This window comes from Rhizobiaceae bacterium (assembly GCA_023953835.1).
GTDB lineage: Bacteria > Pseudomonadota > Alphaproteobacteria > Rhizobiales > Rhizobiaceae > Mesorhizobium_G.
On record JAMLJB010000001.1, the window covers coordinates 3,693,080 to 3,710,819 of the forward strand.

Annotated in this window: 16 protein-coding genes; 10 read left to right on the top strand and 6 right to left on the bottom strand. The window is 63.6% G+C overall.

Going from position 1 to position 17,740, the window contains the following annotated elements; translation table 11 throughout:
• Positions 1-12 precede the first annotated feature (12 nt).
• Entirely contained in the window at positions 13-2,043 is a 2,031-nt protein-coding gene (locus M9924_17425; protein ID MCO5066176.1) for a transcriptional regulator, read from the bottom strand.
• Positions 2,044-2,139: 96 nt separating this feature from the next.
• Here M9924_17425 and cysK point away from each other — a divergent pair, with 96 nt between their 5' ends.
• Entirely contained in the window at positions 2,140-3,225 is a 1,086-nt protein-coding gene (cysK, locus tag M9924_17430) for a cysteine synthase A (protein MCO5066177.1), read from the top strand.
• A gap of 12 nt (positions 3,226-3,237) precedes the next feature.
• Positions 3,238-4,722 (top strand): aspartate aminotransferase family protein, encoded by a 1,485-nt coding sequence (locus M9924_17435; protein MCO5066178.1) that lies wholly within the window; start codon positions 3,238-3,240, stop codon positions 4,720-4,722.
• 12 nt (positions 4,723-4,734) lie between these two features.
• On the opposite strand, the gene M9924_17440 is transcribed toward M9924_17435, so the two are convergent.
• Positions 4,735-4,977, bottom strand: a complete 243-nt coding sequence (locus M9924_17440; protein ID MCO5066179.1) for a helix-turn-helix transcriptional regulator — start codon at positions 4,975-4,977, stop codon at positions 4,735-4,737.
• Between the two features lie 104 nt (positions 4,978-5,081).
• Between M9924_17440 and M9924_17445 the strand changes: the two genes are divergently transcribed.
• The 8 genes from M9924_17445 to M9924_17480 all read left to right on the top strand — a co-directional run bounded on the left by M9924_17445 (position 5,082) and on the right by M9924_17480 (position 13,603).
• Entirely contained in the window at positions 5,082-8,003 is a 2,922-nt protein-coding gene (locus M9924_17445; GenBank protein ID MCO5066180.1) for a monovalent cation/H+ antiporter subunit A, read from the top strand.
• Entirely contained in the window at positions 8,003-8,341 is a 339-nt protein-coding gene (locus M9924_17450; protein MCO5066181.1) for a Na+/H+ antiporter subunit C, read from the top strand. The genes M9924_17445 and M9924_17450 overlap by 1 nt, the downstream gene beginning before the upstream one ends.
• 2 nt (positions 8,342-8,343) lie before the next feature.
• The gene (locus M9924_17455; protein ID MCO5066182.1) at positions 8,344-9,945 is read left to right on the top strand and encodes a monovalent cation/H+ antiporter subunit D; all 1,602 of its coding nucleotides are present in this window, start codon (positions 8,344-8,346) and stop codon (positions 9,943-9,945) included.
• Positions 9,942-10,427, top strand: a complete 486-nt coding sequence (locus M9924_17460; protein ID MCO5066183.1) for a Na+/H+ antiporter subunit E — start codon at positions 9,942-9,944, stop codon at positions 10,425-10,427. The genes M9924_17455 and M9924_17460 overlap by 4 nt, the downstream gene beginning before the upstream one ends.
• Positions 10,424-10,705, top strand: coding sequence for a K+/H+ antiporter subunit F (locus M9924_17465; GenBank protein MCO5066184.1), 282 nt, complete (start codon positions 10,424-10,426; stop codon positions 10,703-10,705). The genes M9924_17460 and M9924_17465 overlap by 4 nt, the downstream gene beginning before the upstream one ends.
• Positions 10,702-11,049, top strand: coding sequence for a monovalent cation/H(+) antiporter subunit G (mnhG, locus tag M9924_17470; GenBank protein ID MCO5066185.1), 348 nt, complete (start codon positions 10,702-10,704; stop codon positions 11,047-11,049). Before M9924_17465 ends, mnhG begins: the two co-directional genes overlap by 4 nt.
• Positions 11,050-11,204: 155 nt before the next feature.
• Entirely contained in the window at positions 11,205-11,789 is a 585-nt protein-coding gene (locus M9924_17475) for a TRAP transporter small permease subunit (protein ID MCO5066186.1), read from the top strand.
• The gene (locus M9924_17480; protein ID MCO5066187.1) at positions 11,786-13,603 is read left to right on the top strand and encodes a TRAP transporter large permease subunit; all 1,818 of its coding nucleotides are present in this window, start codon (positions 11,786-11,788) and stop codon (positions 13,601-13,603) included. Before M9924_17475 ends, M9924_17480 begins: the two co-directional genes overlap by 4 nt.
• 49 nt (positions 13,604-13,652) lie before the next feature.
• Here M9924_17480 and M9924_17485 read toward each other — a convergent pair whose 3' ends face one another.
• From M9924_17485 to serS, 4 genes are all read right to left on the bottom strand, one after another.
• A complete protein-coding gene (locus tag M9924_17485) occupies positions 13,653-14,834 on the bottom strand; it encodes a peptidoglycan DD-metalloendopeptidase family protein (GenBank protein MCO5066188.1) in 1,182 nt (393 codons plus the stop codon).
• A 109-nt stretch (positions 14,835-14,943) separates the two neighbouring features.
• Positions 14,944-15,591 carry a protein-L-isoaspartate(D-aspartate) O-methyltransferase gene (locus M9924_17490; GenBank protein ID MCO5066189.1) on the bottom strand — a complete coding sequence of 216 codons (648 nt, stop codon included), beginning with the start codon at positions 15,589-15,591 and terminating at the stop codon, positions 14,944-14,946.
• The gene (surE, locus tag M9924_17495; GenBank protein MCO5066190.1) at positions 15,588-16,346 is read right to left on the bottom strand and encodes a 5'/3'-nucleotidase SurE; all 759 of its coding nucleotides are present in this window, start codon (positions 16,344-16,346) and stop codon (positions 15,588-15,590) included. The genes M9924_17490 and surE overlap by 4 nt, the downstream gene beginning before the upstream one ends.
• A gap of 5 nt (positions 16,347-16,351) precedes the next feature.
• On the bottom strand, positions 16,352-17,656 hold the full coding sequence (gene serS / locus M9924_17500; protein MCO5066191.1) for a serine--tRNA ligase: 1,305 nt from the start codon (positions 17,654-17,656) through the stop codon (positions 16,352-16,354).
• Between the last annotated feature and the right edge of the window lie 84 nt (positions 17,657-17,740).

The following is a 17,740-nucleotide window of genomic DNA, read 5'->3' on the forward strand; positions in this document are numbered from 1 at the left end:
AAGCGCTTGCCTCTATATTCCGGCGCGCTGGCCTGCCTTTACATAGAGCGCGCGCTCCTGCGGCGCAAAGCGGAAAGTGGTCAGGAAATCCTCGACCCGATAGGCCGGGTCGCGCAGCTTGATGCGGGCAGCATAATCGCGCGCCTCGTCGATGCGTCCGGCCACCGCAAGGCAGTGCGCCGCCAGCGCAAGGATGTGCACATGGGCGTTGGGCCGAGAGGCGGCGCGCAATGCCCATTCCGCTCCCTCCTGTGGCGAGCCCAGCCTGACGAGCGCTATGGCGCGCGTGCCCAACATGCCGAACAGCAGCGGATCGCAGGGGCTGAGCAGCCGCGACTGCTCCGATGAATCGATGGCCTGCGTCGGATCGCCGGCCAGCGAATGCACGAACGACAGCGCATAGTGGCCAAGCGCGAAATTCGGGCTGAGTTCCACCGAGCGCTGGAGCGCCTGCAACGCACCCGCGCAATCGTTCGTCAGCCAGAGCGCGCGCCCCATGGACCAGTGCGCGGAGGGATTCTCCTCATCGATCAGCAGGCTTCGCGCCGCACTTGCCAGCGCTTGCCGCGTCTGCTCCTCGCTATCGTCCCAGCGCTGGAAAGCATTTTGCCAATGCGTGAAGGACAGGCCCGCATAGGCGCGCGAAAAGGTCGGGTCCAGCTTGATGGAGCGGGTGAAGAACTCGGCGGCGCGGCGGTTTTCGGCGGGCATGAACTGGTACATGTGCCACAGCCCGCGATGGTAGCACTCCCACGCGTCGAGCGATTCGGGATGCTTCAGCAGCGCCCTGTCCCGCTCGGCGGTTTCGATGTGCAAGGCGATGGAAGCAACGATTCCGTCGCTGATCTCGTCGACGATCGCGAACCGCTCCGTCGAATGCGCCTCGAACGTCTCAGCCCACAATATGTGCGAAGTCTCGGCCTCGGCGACTTCCACGGCGAGGCGCACATGCTGGCCGTCGCGCTGCAGCAGCCCCGTCGCGACATAGTCGACGCCAAGGCGCGCGCCCACCTCGCGCGGCTCGAGGTTCTCATCGGCGATTGCGAAAACGGAGCCCCGCGCGATGATGAACAGGCTGCGCAGGCGGGCCAGCTTGGTGATTGCGTCATGCGCCAGCGCGTCGCCCAGTTCGCTGGCCGCGACCCTGCCCTCGCGCATTTCGCGAAAAGGCATGACGGCGACCGAAGCCCTGCGCTGCGGCTGCGGCTGGACAGGTTCGGGCGAAATCGCCACGGCAGGCAGCGCTTCGGAGCGCCGCGCACCGCGCATCCGTTGCCACGCATCGATCACCTGCGCGAAATCGACGCCTGCCGCGCGAAAACGCTCGGCGGCGCGGTCATAGGTCTGGAGGGCTTCCGGCACCATCTGGCGCTCCACCAACTCGTGCAGGAAGCGGCTTGTCGCGCCAGCATCCAGCGGCGCGATCTCCAGCCATTGGCGCGCAAGGTGAAGACCGATGTCCGAACCGACAGGCGCGCGCCTGCACAGCTCACCGATCACCGCGAACCGAAGCATCCGCAGTTCGGCGCGCTGGGCGAGCAGCCAGTGGTCGAATTCCGCGCTGTGCTCGACATCCAGCCCCTCCAGGAACTCGCCGCTCCAGCTCGCGGCCATCGGCGCCAGATCGTCTTCGTCGAGCAGAGCGAGGTCGGCGCGCCGCAGCGCCCGCCATTGCGCGACATCGACCCGGCAATCATCGAGGTCGAGTGAAATCCGGTCCTCCGAAGTGACGATCCGCGGCCTGCCGTCGCCTTCAAGCACAGCGCGCAGCTTGCTCAGCGTCCAGCGAAGTTCACCCCTTGGATCGTTCGGAACCGGCCAGAAAAGCTCGCAGAGCCGTTCGCGTGTCACGGGGCGCTCGGCCAACGCCAGATAGCCCAGCAGGCTGCGCACCTTGCGCGACTGCGGCAGGGCGACCGGCACGCCGTCCCGTTCTACGGAAAACGCTCCCAGCAGCTTGATCGCAAGGCGCGCGGACGAGGCGGGCGCGGGCGTGTCGCTCGTTCCCACGGTCGTTTCCACGCCGCCTACCACGCTCCCCATCATGCACTCCGACTATACCGGCCTTCTCAAGATGAATCAGGAGATTTCCCGGCACCGTCGCGGTTGCTCAGGGAAACATAACCCAAGAGGGACGAGATGCTTACCCTTTCATCATACAGGACAACTGAAGGTCGCGGAAGGCTGTTCGAGAACGTGCTGGATACGATCGGCGACACGCCCGTCATCCGCGTGAACAATCTCGGCGTGCCGGGCACCACGATCTATGTGAAATGCGAGGCGTTCAATCCGGCCTCCTCGGTCAAGGACCGGCTGGCCGTCGCCATCATCGAACACGCTGAACGCACCGGCGCACTGAAGCCCGGCCAGACGGTGGTGGAAGCCACCAGCGGCAATACCGGCATAGGCCTTGCCATGGTCTGCGCGCAGAAAGGCTACCCGTTGGTGGTGACGATGGCGGACAGCTTTTCGGTGGAACGCCGTCGATTGATGCGGATGCTCGGCGCGAAAGTCGTGCTGACGCCGCGCGCGGAAAAAGGCTTCGGCATGTACCGCAAGGCGGTGGAGCTTGCCGAAAAGAACGGCTGGTTCCTGGCGCGCCAGTTCGAGACGGAAGCCAATGCCGACATTCACGAGGCGACCACCGGGCGCGAGATCATCAACGATTTCGCCGGCTCCAGGCTGGACTTCTTCGTGACCGGGTACGGCACGGGCGGGACGCTGACAGGGGTCTCGCGCGTTCTGAGGCGGGCGCGACCGGAAACGCGGATCGTCGTGTGCGAACCCGGCAATGCGCAACTTCTCGGCAGCGGTGAAAAGCAGAAGCGCGGTCCGCAGGGCGAACCGACGGCAAGCCATCCCGCATTCGAGCCGCATCCGATCCAGGGATGGACTCCGGACTTCATTCCGGCGGTGCTTCAGGAAGCCATCGACCACAAGAATTTCGATGAGGTCATGCCGATACCCGGACCCATGGCCATCCAGTGGGCGCGGCTGCTTGCGAGCAAGGAAGGCATATTCACCGGCATTTCGGGCGGCGCGACGTTCGCTGCGGCGCGTGCCGTCGCGGAGAAGGCCGACGAAGGATCGGTGATCCTCTGCATGCTGCCTGATACCGGCGAGCGCTACCTTTCGACGCCCATGTTCGAGGAGATTCCGGCGGACATGACGGACGAAGAAGTGGAGCTTTCGCGGTCTACGCCCGGATGCCAGATGGCGGCATAGAGGACGCGCAAGATGGACGTGGACGGATATTCGGCGATGCCCGGCGCGCTGCACGGAACGGAAACGCTGGACCCGCCGGACTGGCAACAGGCCGCCTCACTTGCCCACCGCATCGTCGACGATGCGGTGGACTATCTGGCCGGGGTGCGCGACCGGCCCGTTTGGCAGCCCATGCCTGACGAGGTGCGCGCGCGGCTTGCGGCCCGGCTTCCACGCCAGCCCACGCCACTTGCCGACGTCTATGAGACGCTGCGGGAAACGGTGCTGTCCTATCCCATGGGCAACATCCATCCGCGATTCTGGTCGTGGTATATGGGCACCGGCAATTTCACCGGCGCGCTCGGCGATTTCATCGCCGCCGTACAGGGATCGAATCTCGGCGGCGGCAGCCATGCCGCCGCATTGCTCGACCAGCAACTGGTCGGGTGGCTGCGCGCCATGGTCGGCTTTCCCGACGATGGCGGCGGCACGCTGGCCAGTGGCGGATCAATGGCGAACCTGCTTTGCCTCACCGTCGCACGCAACGCGATGGCTGGCGCGGACATCCGCGAAAAAGGATTAGCATTTGTTGATAAAACATTGAAATTCTATGCTTCCGATCAGGTCCATTATTGCCATCGCAAGGCGCTGGAGACGCTCGGCCTCGGCAATGAAAGCCTGCGCCGGGTCGAGAGCGACGAGCACTACCGAATGGACGTGGATGCGTTGCGCGAGATCATCCGCGCCGACCGAGCAAGCGGCAATGCGCCCGCCTGCATCATCGCGACCGCTGGCACGGTCAATACCGGAGCGATCGACGACCTCAACGCGCTTGCGGACCTCGCAAAGGAAGAAGGCCTTTGGCTGCATGTGGACGGGTGCATCGGCGCGCTACTGGCGATTGCACCTGAAAACGGGTGGCGTGTGGACGGGCTGGCGCGCGCCGATTCCGTCGCACTCGATCCGCACAAATGGCTGCACGCGCCATTCGAGGTCGGGTGCGCGCTGGTCAAGGACCGCGCAAAGCACCGCAGCACCTTCGCCGTCTCACCTGAGTACCTGAAAGGCACCCCGCGCGGCATTGCCTCGGGCGAATGGCTTTATGAATACGGCTTGCAGACCTCGCGCGGCTTCGCGGCATTGAAGGTCTGGATGGCGCTGATGGAGCACGGCGTCGAGAAGTTCGGGCGGCTGATCGACCAGAACATGGCGCAGGCGCGGCTGCTGGCCGCGCTTGTCGAGCAAGCCCCGCGCATGGAACTCATGTGCGAGCCGCAGGCGAACATCGTCTGCTTTCGTTTCGCCCCCGCCGGGCAGGACGAACCCGCCCTGCGCGACCTCAACATCGAGATCATGCTGCGCCTTCAGGAAAGCGGCGTGGCGGCTTTGTCGGACACGACCATCCGCGACCGCCACTGCCTGCGCGCCGCGATCTGCAATCACAGGACGCGCGACGAGGACATCACGCTGCTGGTCTCGGCAATCGAGGAAACAGGCGCGGCAATTCTCGGACATTGACCCGCATGGCCCTCAACCGGGCGGCTTGATGCAGACGCCGACGCCGCGCGCCGCGCCGTCCTCGAACAGCAGTTCCACGCCGCGCAACCGGAGCGCCTTGACCAGCAGTTCCTCGGAGCCCCTGTGGAGCGCGTGCCGATGGCACTCGAAATCCTTGATGGTGCTGCGGGAAACCCCGGCCGCCGCCGCCAACTGATCCTGAGTCCAGTTGAGAAGACCACGCGCGGCGCGACATTGTTCAGGCAGCAGAGACATTGAGCAGGACTCTTTGCGCTTCGCCGATTATTCCGTTGCAGAGTCAACCATAATGGTTGACATTAGGCAACACCTCCTGAATCGGTTTCGAGGCATCCCTTCGCATGACAGGTAGCGCAGTCCTGATTCCGCTCGTCACGATACCCTTCGTGGGGAGCCTTATCGCGCTCGCCCTGCCCTCGAACGCCCGAAACGCCGAAGCCTGGCTTTCAGGCGTCACCGCGCTCGGCCTGTTCGTTCTGTCGGCGATGCACTATCCCGAGGTGATGAATGGCGGGTTGATCCGGCACAATGTGCAATGGGTCCCCGAGCTTGGCCTCAACATGACGTTTCGGATGGACGGCTTCGCGTGGCTGTTCACCATGCTCATCACAGGGATCGGTTTCCTGGTGGTGATCTATGCCCGCTACTACATGTCGCCCGAAGACCCGGTGCCGCGTTTCTACGCCTATCTGCTCGCCTTCATGGGGTCGATGCTGGGCATCGTGAATTCGGGCAACCTGATCCAGCTCGTCGTGTTCTGGGAACTGACGAGCGTCTTTTCATTCCTGCTGATCGGCTACTGGTATCACAATGCAGCGGCCCGCGACGGCGCGCGCATGGCGCTGACGATCACGGCGGTCGGAGGGCTTTGCCTGCTCGCGGCGATGCTGCTGATCGGCTATGTCGTGGGCAGCTACGATCTCGACAAGGTACTCGCTTCCGGGTCGATGATCCGCGGGCACAAGCTCTACCTGCCTATCCTGATCCTTTTCCTGATCGGCGCCTTCACCAAAAGCGCGCAATTTCCCTTCCATGTATGGCTGCCGAACGCGATGGCCGCGCCGACGCCGGTTTCGGCCTATCTCCATTCCGCCACCATGGTGAAGGCCGGAGTGTTCCTGATGACGCGCCTGTGGCCTGTGCTCGCAGGCACTCCGGAGTGGTTCACCATTGTCGGGCTGGCGGGCATGACGACCCTGCTGCTCGGTGCGTTCTTCGCCATCTTCCAGCAGGACATCAAAGGCCTGCTCGCCTATTCGACCATCAGCCATCTCGGCCTTATAACACTCCTGCTGAGCCTCGGCAGCCCGCTCGGCGCGGTGGCAGCCATCTTCCATATGGCCAACCATGCGACGTTCAAGGCCTCCCTGTTCATGGCGGCCGGCATCATCGACCATGAGGCGGGAACGCGCGACATGCGTCGGCTGGGCGGCCTGTTCTCTCTCATGCCGGTCACGGCGACGCTCGCCATGGTGGCGAGTGCCGCGATGGCGGGCGTGCCGCTGCTGAACGGATTCCTGTCCAAGGAAATGTTCTTCGCCGAGGCGATCGAGCATCACGCGGATTCGATCCTCGACACGGCGGCCCCTTACGTCGCCGTTCTCGCCAGCGCGTTCGCAGTCACCTATTCCATACGTTTCATCCACGGCGTGTTCTTCGGGCCAATTCCCGACGACATGCCGCGGCGGCCGCACGAACCGCCCTTCTTCATGCGCGCTCCCGCGACGCTGCTGGTGATGATTTGCCTCGTGGTCGGCATCTTTCCCGCGCAGACAGTCGGCGTATATCTGCGGAGCGCGGCGACCTCAGTGCTTGGCCCCGAGATGCCCGCGTTCAGCCTCGCATTGTGGCACGGCTTCAATGCGCCGCTCGCGATGAGCGTGCTCGTGCTCATTGCCGGGTCAATCCTCTATAAGCTGCTCAAAAATTATCTCGCCACAAGCGAGGAAGGCCCGCCCTATTTCCGCGAACTCAAGGGCCAACGCATATTCGAGCGCGTCATGGTTTCGGTATCGTGGCGCTGGGCACGATTGCTCGAAAGCTGGCTCGGCACGCGCCGCCTGCAACCCCAGCTCAGCATCCTGTGCGCCATCGCATTGCTTGCAGGGGCGCTCTCCGTCGCGCGCCGGGGACTGCCTCATCCACCCCTCACATTCGGCAACACCGACCTGCTGTTCACTGGCCTGTGGCTGATCGGCATTGTCTGTGCCATCGGGGCAGCCTACCAGGCAAAATACCATCGCCTGTTCGCGGTCATCCTGATGGGCGGCGCGGGGCTGGTGACATGCGTGACCTTCATCTGGCTGTCCGCCCCTGACCTCGCGCTGACCCAGCTTGTCGTCGAGGTGGTGACGACCGTTCTGATACTGCTTGGCCTGCGCTGGCTTCCCAAGCGCTTCGAGGCGGTCTCGGAAGGAACGTCGCTCATCACGAGGGCGCGGCGCGGGCGCGACATGGTGCTCGCCATCGCCTGCGGCGCGGGCACCGGCTTCCTCGCCTATCTTGTCATGACCCGCTATCCGCCGCCGACGATTGCGGACTATTTCCTGCTGAACGCCTATGAACAGGGCGGCGGGCGCAATGTGGTCAATGTCATCCTCGTCGATTTCCGGGGTTTCGATACATTCGGCGAGATCGCCGTGCTCGGCATTGTCGCGCTCACCGTTTTCGCGCTTCTGCGGCGCTTCCGCCCCGCCCCGGACAATATCGACTCGCCGGAGCAGCAATTGCTGCAACTGAACCAGACGCCTGCACCCGAAACGGGCGATGCGGAAGCGGCTCCAAGCGTGGCCGAGGACTACCTGTACGTGCCGTCGGTCATCATGCAGTGGCTCTTTCCGGTCATCATGGTGTTCGCGGCCTATCTGTTCCTGCGCGGGCACGATTCGCCTGGTGGCGGGTTCGTGGCGGGCGTCGCCATGGCCGCCGCCTTCATCCTGCAATACATGGCGTCCGGCACGCGTTGGGTGGAAGAAAGGCTTCGGGTGCTGCCGGTCAGGTGGATGGGCGTCGGCCTGCTGATCGCCGCAGCAACAGGCATGGGCGCATGGGCGTTCGGCTATCCGTTCCTGACCTCGCACGCGCAATATGTGGCGGTGCCCTTCATCGGAAAGGTGCCTGTCGCGACGGCGCTCATCTTCGACCTTGGCATCTTTTCGCTGGTCATGGGCGCGACTGTGCTCATGCTCATCGCAATTGCACACCAGTCGATCCGCAAGCTGCGCGCCGCGAAGATTCCCGCAACCGTGACGGAGAACGCGTGATGGAACTCGTTCTCGCACTCGGCATCGGCGCGCTGGTGGGTTCCGGCGTCTGGCTGTTGCAGCGCCCGCGCACATATCAGTTGATCGTCGGCCTCTCGCTGATCGGCTACGGCGTCAACCTGTTCATCTTCTCCATGGGCCGCCTGCGCGTCAACGCCGCGCCCGTGCTCGTGGATGGCGGACCCACCGACCCGTCGGCTTATGCCGACCCGATCCCGCAAGCGCTGGTGCTGACCGCCATCGTCATCGGCTTCGCGACGACGGCCCTGTTCCTCGTCGTGCTGCTCGCGGCGCGCGGACTGACCGGTTCGGACCATGTCGACGGCAGGGAGCCATGACAATGGACCTGTCGAACCACCTCACCATCGCGCCGATCCTGCTGCCGCTGCTGACGGGCGCGCTGCTGCTTTTGTTCGACGAGCGCCGGCACACGCTGAAGGCGCTGATGAGCGTCGGCGCGGTGCTGCTGCTGATCGTCGTCAATATGACACTGCTCGAGGTCGCGGACCGTGGCGGGACCGGGGTATACCTGCTCGGCAACTGGCCAGCGCCCTTCGGTATCGTGCTGGTGCTCGACCGGCTGTCCGCCGTCATGCTGCTGATGACGAGCCTCCTCGCGATTGCAGCCCTGTTCTTCTCCCTCGCGCGCTGGCACAAGGCGGGCTCGCACTTCCACAGCCTGTTCCAGTTCCTGCTGATGGGATTGAACGGGGCGTTCCTGACAGGCGATCTTTTCAACCTGTTCGTCTTTTTCGAGGTGGTGCTTTCCGCATCCTACGGCCTGCTGCTGCACGGATCGGGACCGCACAGGGTGCGCGCTGGTCTGCACTATGTCGCGATAAACCTCGCGGCCTCGGCGCTTTTCCTGGTGGGCGTCAGCCTCATTTATGGTGTAACCGGCACATTGAACATGGCTGATCTGGTCGGACGCATCGGTTCGGTACCGCCGGAAAACCGCTTCCTGCTCGAAGCAGGTGCGTCCATCCTCGGCATCGCCTTTCTCGTGAAGGCGGGCATGTGGCCGCTGTGCTTTTGGCTGCCCGGCGCATATTCCGCCGCCGCCGCCCCGGTGGCCGCCATATTCGCGGTGCTCAGCAAGATGGGCATCTACGTGCTGATGCGGCTTTCGCCTTTGCTGTTCGGCGCGGCAGCCGGCACTTCCGCAGGGTTCGACGACAAATGGCTGTTTGCGGGCGGGCTCGCCACGCTGGCCTTCGGCGCAATTGGCGTGCTCGCCTCCCAGGCGATGGTGCGCCTTGCCGCGTTCAGTGTCCTTGTGTCGAGCGGCACGCTGCTGGCCGCCGTGGCGATGTCAGACGACCGCACGACGGCCGCCGCGCTCTATTACATGGTCAATTCGACGCTGACCATCGGCGCGCTGTTCCTGCTGATCGAGCTTCTCGACCGCGCGCAGGACCCGGCGGCTGCCGTTCTTTCCGTCACGATGGAAGCCTATGGGGACGGCGACGAGGACGAGATCGAGGAGGAGGTGGGCGTGACGATCCCGGCGACGCTTGCCATTCTCGGCGTTTCCTTCGGGATTTGCGGCATCCTGCTTTCGGGACTTCCACCGCTGTCCGGCTTTGTCGGGAAGTTCGCCCTGCTTTCGGCCGCGCTCGACGCAGGCAACCGGATTTCCACTGCAAACTGGCTGTTTTTCGCGATGCTCATCCTGTCGGGCCTGTTCGCTCTCGTTGCGATGCTGCGCGCAGGCATCCGCATCTTCTGGGCGCCCGTCGAGATCATCGTGCCCCGCGTGCGCGTCATCGAATTCGTCCCGGTCGCGTTCCTGCTGGCGCTGTGCACATGGATGACGGCGCAGGCCGGACCGACCATGCGCTACCTCGACGCCACCGCGCAGGCGCTGCACGATCCGGCAAGCTATGTGCGGGACGTGTTGAGCTATGCCCCCGTTCCTCCCCCGATGAAGGCCGCGCAATGAGCCGCCTCCTTCCCTATCCGCTGCTGACCGCCTCGCTGCTGCTGATGTGGCTGCTGCTCAATGGCGCGACGCTCGGCCACCTTGTCCTCGGCCTGCCGATTGCCATGTTCGCAAGCTGGACCATGGCGTCTTTGCAGCCGTCCCGGCCGCGCATACGCCGCTGGAGCGCAATCCCCCGGCTGCTCGGCCTGGTCTCGGCCGACATCGTGAAATCCAACATCGCGGTGGCGCGGCTGGTCCTTTCGGCCCCGATCTCGACGTCGCGCTCGGGTTTCATCTTGATCCCCCTGACAGTGGCAGACAGGACCGCGCTCGCGATGCTGGCCTGCATACTCACCGCCACACCCGGCACGGCATGGGTGGAGTATCGTTCGCGCAAGAGCCTCCTCCTGCTTCATGTCCTCGATGTCGGCGATGAACAACACTGGCTGGACCTTGTGCAGGACCGCTACGAGCCGCTGCTGCTGGAGATCTTCGAATGAGCTTCACGCTTCTCTACTGGTCGCTCACGATTTCGCACTGGCTGTTGCTGGCCGCCATGGCCTGCTGCCTTGCGCGGCTCGTCTATGGCCCGCGCGCGCAAGATCGCGTGCTGGCCTTCGACGCGCTTTACGTCGCCACGATGCTGTTCATGCTCAGCCTCGGCATCGCCACGCGCAGCACCTTTTTCTTCGACGCCGCGCTCGTCATCGCGCTGCTCGGTTTCATTTCGACCGCGGCGCTCGCGAAATTCCTGATGCGGGGAGAAGTCATCGAATGAGCGACCCGACCGACCTGCCGCTGTGGGCGGCGATACTCATTTCCCTGTTTCTCGTGCTCGGCTCCGCAATCACCCTGCTCGGCGCCATCGGCCTGCTGCGATTCCGCAATTTCTACCAGCGCCTGCATGCGCCGACGCTCGGTACGACGTTCGGAGCCGGCGGAATATTGATCTCATCGATCATCTTTTCGCAGATGACCGAATCACGGCCGGTCCTGCACGAGCTTCTGATCGCCGCATTCGTAACCGTGACCACGCCGGTCACGCTGATGCTGCTCGGTCGCGCAGCGCTATTCCGGGATCGCACCGAGAAGAACGACATCGTGCCTCCGTTTCAACCATGACTTTCGTTGACTTGTCTCCACATATTTTAGCCGTATCTTACTGGCGACAGGTTGCTGGCTGTGCTCTAAGCGCCTGAAATGATCGGTGCCGGCGGTTGGGGAACTCGCCGGACAAACGATCGAAGTGAGCACTGGAAGACAAGGGAGGAATGGAGATGGCGGGTTTACTCGCGCTTTCCCGCGCCATTGATGCGTTCAACGAGTTTATCGGCAAATGGGTAAGCTGGCTGATCCTGCTGTCCATCCTCATCAGCGCCATAAACGCCGTCATACGCAAGGTGTTCAGCGTTTCCTCAAACGCCTGGCTTGAGGCGCAGTGGTATCTTTTCGGGGCCGCCTTCCTGCTCGCCGCCGCCTATACGCTCAAGCAGAACGAGCACATCCGCATCGACATTGTGTACGGCATGTTTTCGCGGCGGATCCAGCACTGGATCGATCTGCTGGGGCATCTCTTCTTCCTGATGCCGTTCGTACTGCTGATGATCTACTATTTCGTCCCCTATTTCCTGCTCTCCTTCAGGACAGGCGAAGTGTCCACCAATGCCGGCGGCCTCATCATCTGGCCTGCAAAGGCGCTGCTGCTGGTGGGCTTCACCCTTCTCGCCCTTCAGGGCGTTTCCGAGATCATCAAGAAAATCGCGATCATGCGAGGGGACATGGAGGACCCCAATCCGTTCATTTCGGCGCATGAAGCGGCGGAGCTTGAAGGCCAGGCACTCGCCAAGGAGATCAAGTCATGATCGAGTTCATCGCCACGAACATGGCGCCGATCATGTTCTGCTCCCTCATCGTATTCCTGCTGATCGGCTATCCGGTGGCCTTTGCGCTGGCCGCCAACGGCCTGCTCTTCTTCTTCATCGGGGTGGAACTCGCGCCCATTTCGAACGGCACCATCAATCTGAGCTGGAACCTGCTCTACGCGCTGCCGGAACGCTTCTACGGCGGCGTCATGGCCAACGAAACGCTGCTGGCCATCCCTTTCTTCACCTTCATGGGCATCGTGCTCGAACGATCCGGCATGGCCGAGGACCTGCTCGACACGATCGGCCAGTTGTTCGGTCCGATTCGCGGCGGCCTCGCCTATGCCGTCATCTTCGTCGGCGCGCTGCTGGCGGCGACCACGGGCGTGGTGGCGGCATCGGTCATTGCGATGGGCCTGATTTCTCTGCCGATCATGCTGCGCTACGGTTACGACCGGCGACTCGCCTCCGGCGTGATCGCAGCCTCCGGGACGCTGGCGCAGATCATTCCGCCCTCGCTGGTGCTGATCGTGCTGGCGGACCAGTTGGGCCGCTCGGTCGGCGACATGTACAAGGGCGCGCTCATACCCGGCCTGATCCTGACCGCGATCTATATGGGCTACATCCTGATCATGTCGATCATCCGGCCCAAATCCATGCCGGCGCTGCCGCCGGAGGCGCGCACGCTCGGCTCGGGCGTGCTTTCGCTGCTGGTCGCGCTTGTGGCCGCGGGTGCATTCGCCTATGCCGCGCACATCTACCTCGCCCCGATGCATGGCGAGAACGCCGACATTCTCGGCGCAACCGTCGGCGTGATCGTGATCTATGTCGCAGCGCTGATCGACCGCACCTCCGGTCTCGGCTTGATGTCGCGGCTCGCGCAGCAGGTCATCATCGTGCTGATCCCGCCGCTTGCGCTGATCTTCCTCGTGCTCGGCACGATTTTCCTCGGCATCGCCACGCCTACGGAAGGCGGTGCGATGGGAGCCGTCGGCGCGCTCATCATGGCGGCGGCGAAGGGAAGGCTCAATCTCGACGTGGTGCAGCAGGCGCTTGCGGCCACGACGCGGCTATCGGCCTTCGTCATGTTCATCCTGATCGGCGCGCGCGTCTTTTCCCTGACATTCTACGGGGTCAACGGGCATTTGTGGGTCGAGCACCTGCTGACCTCCCTGCCCGGCGGCGAGATCGGCTTCCTGATCGCCGTCAACGTGCTGGTGTTCTTCCTCGCCTTCTTCCTGGACTTCTTCGAGCTGGCCTTCATCATCGTGCCGCTGCTTGCGCCCGCTGCCGACAAGCTCGGCATCGACCTGATCTGGTTCGGCGTGTTGCTCGGCGTGAACATGCAGACGAGCTTCATGCACCCGCCATTTGGCTTCGCGCTCTTTTATCTGCGATCGGTCGCGGCGCGCGCGCCTTACATCGACCGCGTGACGAAGCTGCGCACCGAGCCTGTGACCACCGGCCAAATCTATTGGGGCGCGGTGCCTTTCGTCTTCATTCAGGTGCTCATGGTCGCGCTGGTCATCATGTTTCCGCAGATGGTCATGCACTACAAGGGCAAGGTCGTGGACCCGTCCACCATCGACATCAAGATACCCGACCTTCCCGGATTCGGAGCGCCTGCGGGCGGCAACGGAGCGCCCCCTGCTCCCGGCTTCGACCTCAACACGCCGCCGGCAATCGGCGGCGGGCAATCGGGAGCCGCGCCGCAGCCGAACACGAACGATCTGTCGTCGCCACCCGACATGGGCGGCGGCAACCAGTCCGCTCCGCCGGCAAACGACCTGACGAAGCCACCGAGCTTCAACTGACGGAAAAGTGCTGCGGGTTGCGCGATGCGACCCGCAGTCCTGGAAATGACTATTGAAGATAGTCGTTGGGATCGACGGCCGCGGCGTCCTTGCGAACCTCGAAATGCAGCTTCGGCGTATTCGTCGCCGCGCTGACGCCTGAAAGCGCGATGTCCTCGCCGCGCTTGACCTTCTGCCCGCGCTTGACCTTGAGTTCGCTGGCATTGCCGTAGACAGTCACAAGGCCGTTCTCGTGGCGCACCAGAACGGTGTTGCCGAAATCCTTGAGCCCGTCGCCCGCATAGATCACGACGCCGTTTTCCGCCGCCTTTACCGGCGTTCCGGGCGGCACCTGGATGTCGATGCCATCCCGCGCGGTTCCCGACCCCTGGCCGAACCCCGACACAACACGGCCCTTGACCGGCCAGCGCATCTTGCCAATGCCGGAATCGTCGGGAGCCTCGGCATTGTCCGACTTCGCGGCGTCCGCCACAGCCTTGCCCGAACTCGGCGGGGTGTAGGCGGCGAGCTTCGGCTTATCCTGTGTACCCTCCGCCTCCGGTTTCTTCGGAGCTTCGGCGGTCTCAACCGGCTTTGCAGCGGGTGCGGCCTGTTTCGGTGCGGCTGCGACCTTGGCGTCGCCCGCTCCCGGGATCCTGAGCGTCTGGCCGATACGGACATTCCCGTCCTCGATGCCATTGGCCTGTTTCAGCGCAGCGAGGCTGACGCCGTTCCTGTGCGCGATTCCTGTCAGTGTGTCGCCGGATTCGACCTTATAGGTGCCGGACGCCGGCTTCGCGGCGCTTTGCGCGACCGCCTTTTTCGTCTCAGCAGCGGAGGCCGGCAGAGTGCCGAGCGTTGCGGGCTGCTTCTTGACGGTAGCAGCGGCGCCGTCGCGTTCCACCGAGCGGCTGAGCGGATCGATTGGCGGCTGCATCTGGGCGGTGCGCACCGGCTCTGCGCCCGGAAGCGGCGTCGATGCGGGCTGCGTGCTGCCGCCGGGTGCTGCCAGTTGCGTGCGCTGCACCGCGCCGCCGGAAGGCGCTGCGGGCGCTTGCGATACCGGATATGTCTCTTCGGAGGGCGCTATCTGTCCGCTGTCGACCGGCTGCGAAGGAGCGGTGGAATATGTGACCAGTCCGTCGGTGAAGCGCGTTGCGCTCGAACTGCACCCGGCAGCCGTCCCCAGCATCAGCAGTGCGGCGGCCTGTGCCAGGCGAATCCGGCGGTTCTGTACTAGAATTAAACTCATCGCAAAAAACCCGCGAATACTCGAACCAGATGAGGAGAATTAAACCGAGTTAATGTTACCGCCCGGTTAAGACTCGAGTCGCTGCGTAAATAAACTCGGTTGATAAACGCTAAATGATCGACGCGAGAGAGCGAGCGATGGGTTGAAATCGCACACGCGCGAAGTCGTCGCGCTCAAAACGGCTGCCGACCTTGCCGAGACGTGCGAGGTCCTGCTCGTCCTCCGCCGGGCCAATGGGCGCGACCATCACGCCATTGGTGGCGAGTTGATCCACGAAAATGCGCGGCAGGGTCTCGAAGGCCGCCCACACAACGATCCGGTCAAAGGGACCTTGCGCGGCAAGCCCGTTGGACCCATCGGCATGGCGCACGGTCACGCCGCTCAGTTGCAGCGCCTCGAAGCGCTGCTTGGCGTTCTCGCAAAGCGTCCTGTAGCGGTCGACAGTCGTGACGCGGGCCGACAGGCGCGCCATCAGCGCCGCCGTGTAGCCCGTGCCGGTGCCGATCTCCAGCACGCGGTGCGCAGGTTCGATGTTGAGAGCGGCGATCACCGCCGCCTGAAGATCGACGCCTTCGATGGCTTCGCCGCATTCAATCGGCACCATACGGTCGGACCAGGCGCAATCTTCCCATTGCGGCGGCAGGAACAGGCCCCTCGGGGTCGTTTCAAAAGCTGTGGCAAGCTCCTTCGGCAGGCGTCCGCGCTGGCGTAGGAAGAAAGCCGCCAAACCTTCCCGACCCGCCGTCTGCTTGCTCATCCAAGAACCTCGCTCAATTGCCGGCGCAAGTTATGAGCCGTCAGATCAAGCTGCAAGGGCGTGACGGATACCTTCTTTTGGCGAATGGCGTGAACGTCCGTTCCCTCGGTGACTTCCGTGGGCGCGCGTCCGAACCGCAGCCAGAAATAAGGCAGGCCCCGACCGTCGCGCCGTTCATCGATCCACATTGCGTGGGCAAGGCGACCCTGGGCCGTAACCTCCGTCCCCTTCACCTCCTGCGGCTGGCAGTTGGGAAAATTGACGTTGAGGAGGACACCATCGGGAAGCTCCATGCCGATCAGCTTGTCGAGCAGTTCCGGCGCCAACGCTTCGGCGGTTTCGTAAGGGACGATGCGCTCGTCATGCTCGACCGAATAGGCCTGGCTGAGCGCGATGGAGCGAATGCCCAGCATCGCGCCTTCGATTGCGCCCGCAACCGTCCCGGAATAGGTCACGTCATCCGCGATGTTGGAACCGGAATTGACGCCCGACAGGATAAGGTCCGGCGGTTCGGGCATGAGCTTGCGCACACCCATGATCACGCAATCGGTCGGCGTGCCGCGCAGCGCATAGTGCTTCTCCCCGATGCGGCGCAGGCGCAACGGATCGGACAGCGAAAGCGAATGCGCAAAGCCGGACTGGTCGAATTCCGGCGCGACCACCCAAACATCGTCAGTGAAATGGCGCGCGATGCGCTCAAGGCAGGCTATGCCTTCGGCATTGATGCCGTCGTCGTTGGTCAGCAATATGCGCATTGGAATCAGGGCCTTTCGATCTTTTCAAGCCCGCCCATATAAGGCCGCAGCACGTCGGGGATTGTGACGCTTCCGTCCGGGTTCTGATAATTTTCGAGCACGGCGATCAGCGCGCGGCCCACCGCCACGCCGGAGCCGTTCAGCGTGTGCACGAACCTCGTCTGGCGCGTCTCGCGCGTTTTGTAGCGCGCCTCCATGCGGCGCGCCTGGAAGTCGCCGCAAACCGAGCAGGACGAAATCTCGCGATAGGCATTCTGGCCGGGCAGCCACACCTCGATGTCATATGTCTTGCGCGCGCCGAAACCCATGTCACCCGTGCACAGCACCACCGTGCGGAACGGCAGGCCAAGGCGTTTCAGCACCTCCTCCGCGCATTGCGTCATGCGCTCATGTTCGGCGAGCGAGCTTTCCTGATCCGTGATCGAGACAAGTTCGACCTTGTAGAACTGGTGCTGGCGCAGCATGCCGCGCGTGTCGCGCCCGGCGGAACCCGCCTCCGAACGGAAGCAGGGCGTCAGCGCGGTAAAGCGCAGCGGCAGCTTTTCCTCCGCGAGAATTTCCTCGCGCACGAGATTGGTGAGTGGCACCTCGGCGGTCGGAATGAGGCCGAGGCGGCTGTCGCCATGGGGCACGAAAAACAGGTCCTCCTCGAATTTCGGCAATTGATTGGTGCCGAAAAGGATCGGATCGCGCACGAGCAGCGGCGGCGACACTTCCTGATAGCCGTGCTCCGTCGTGTGCAGGTCGAGCATGAACTGGCCGAGCGCGCGCTCAAGCCGCGCGATCTGGCCTTTCAGCACGGTGAACCGCGCGCCGGACAGCTTCGCGCCCGCTTCGAAATCCATCATTCCGAGCGCTTCGCCGATCTCGAAATGCTCCTTCGAGGCAAATGACCTCATCTCGGCCTGACCGACGCGGCGAACCTCCACATTGTCATGCTCGTCGCGACCGACCGGAACGTCGGCAAGCGGCAGGTTGGGAATGCTCGCCAACGCGTTTTCAAGCGCCGCGTCGAACTCGCGTTCTCGCGCCTCTGCGCTGGAGAGAAACGCCTTGATCGCGTTCACTTCCTGCTTCAGTTCCTCGGCGCGCTTCATGTCGCCCGAGCGCATCGAATTGCCGATTTCCTTTGAGGCGGCGTTGCGGCGCTCCTGCCGCACCTGCAATTCGCCAAGATGAGCGCGGCGCGCCTCGTCGAGGTCGAGCAGACCAGCGACCGTCGATTGCGCGGCTTCCGGCGAATTGCCCCGCTTGACCAGTGCTTCGATCAGCGCGTCCGGTTTCTCGCGAATCCATTTGATATCGAGCATTTCTTATGACTTCCATTGCGAAGCGATGAGGCGGTGACGGGGTAAACCGCCTCGGCAGCGGACGCAAGTCGCGATAGCAAAATG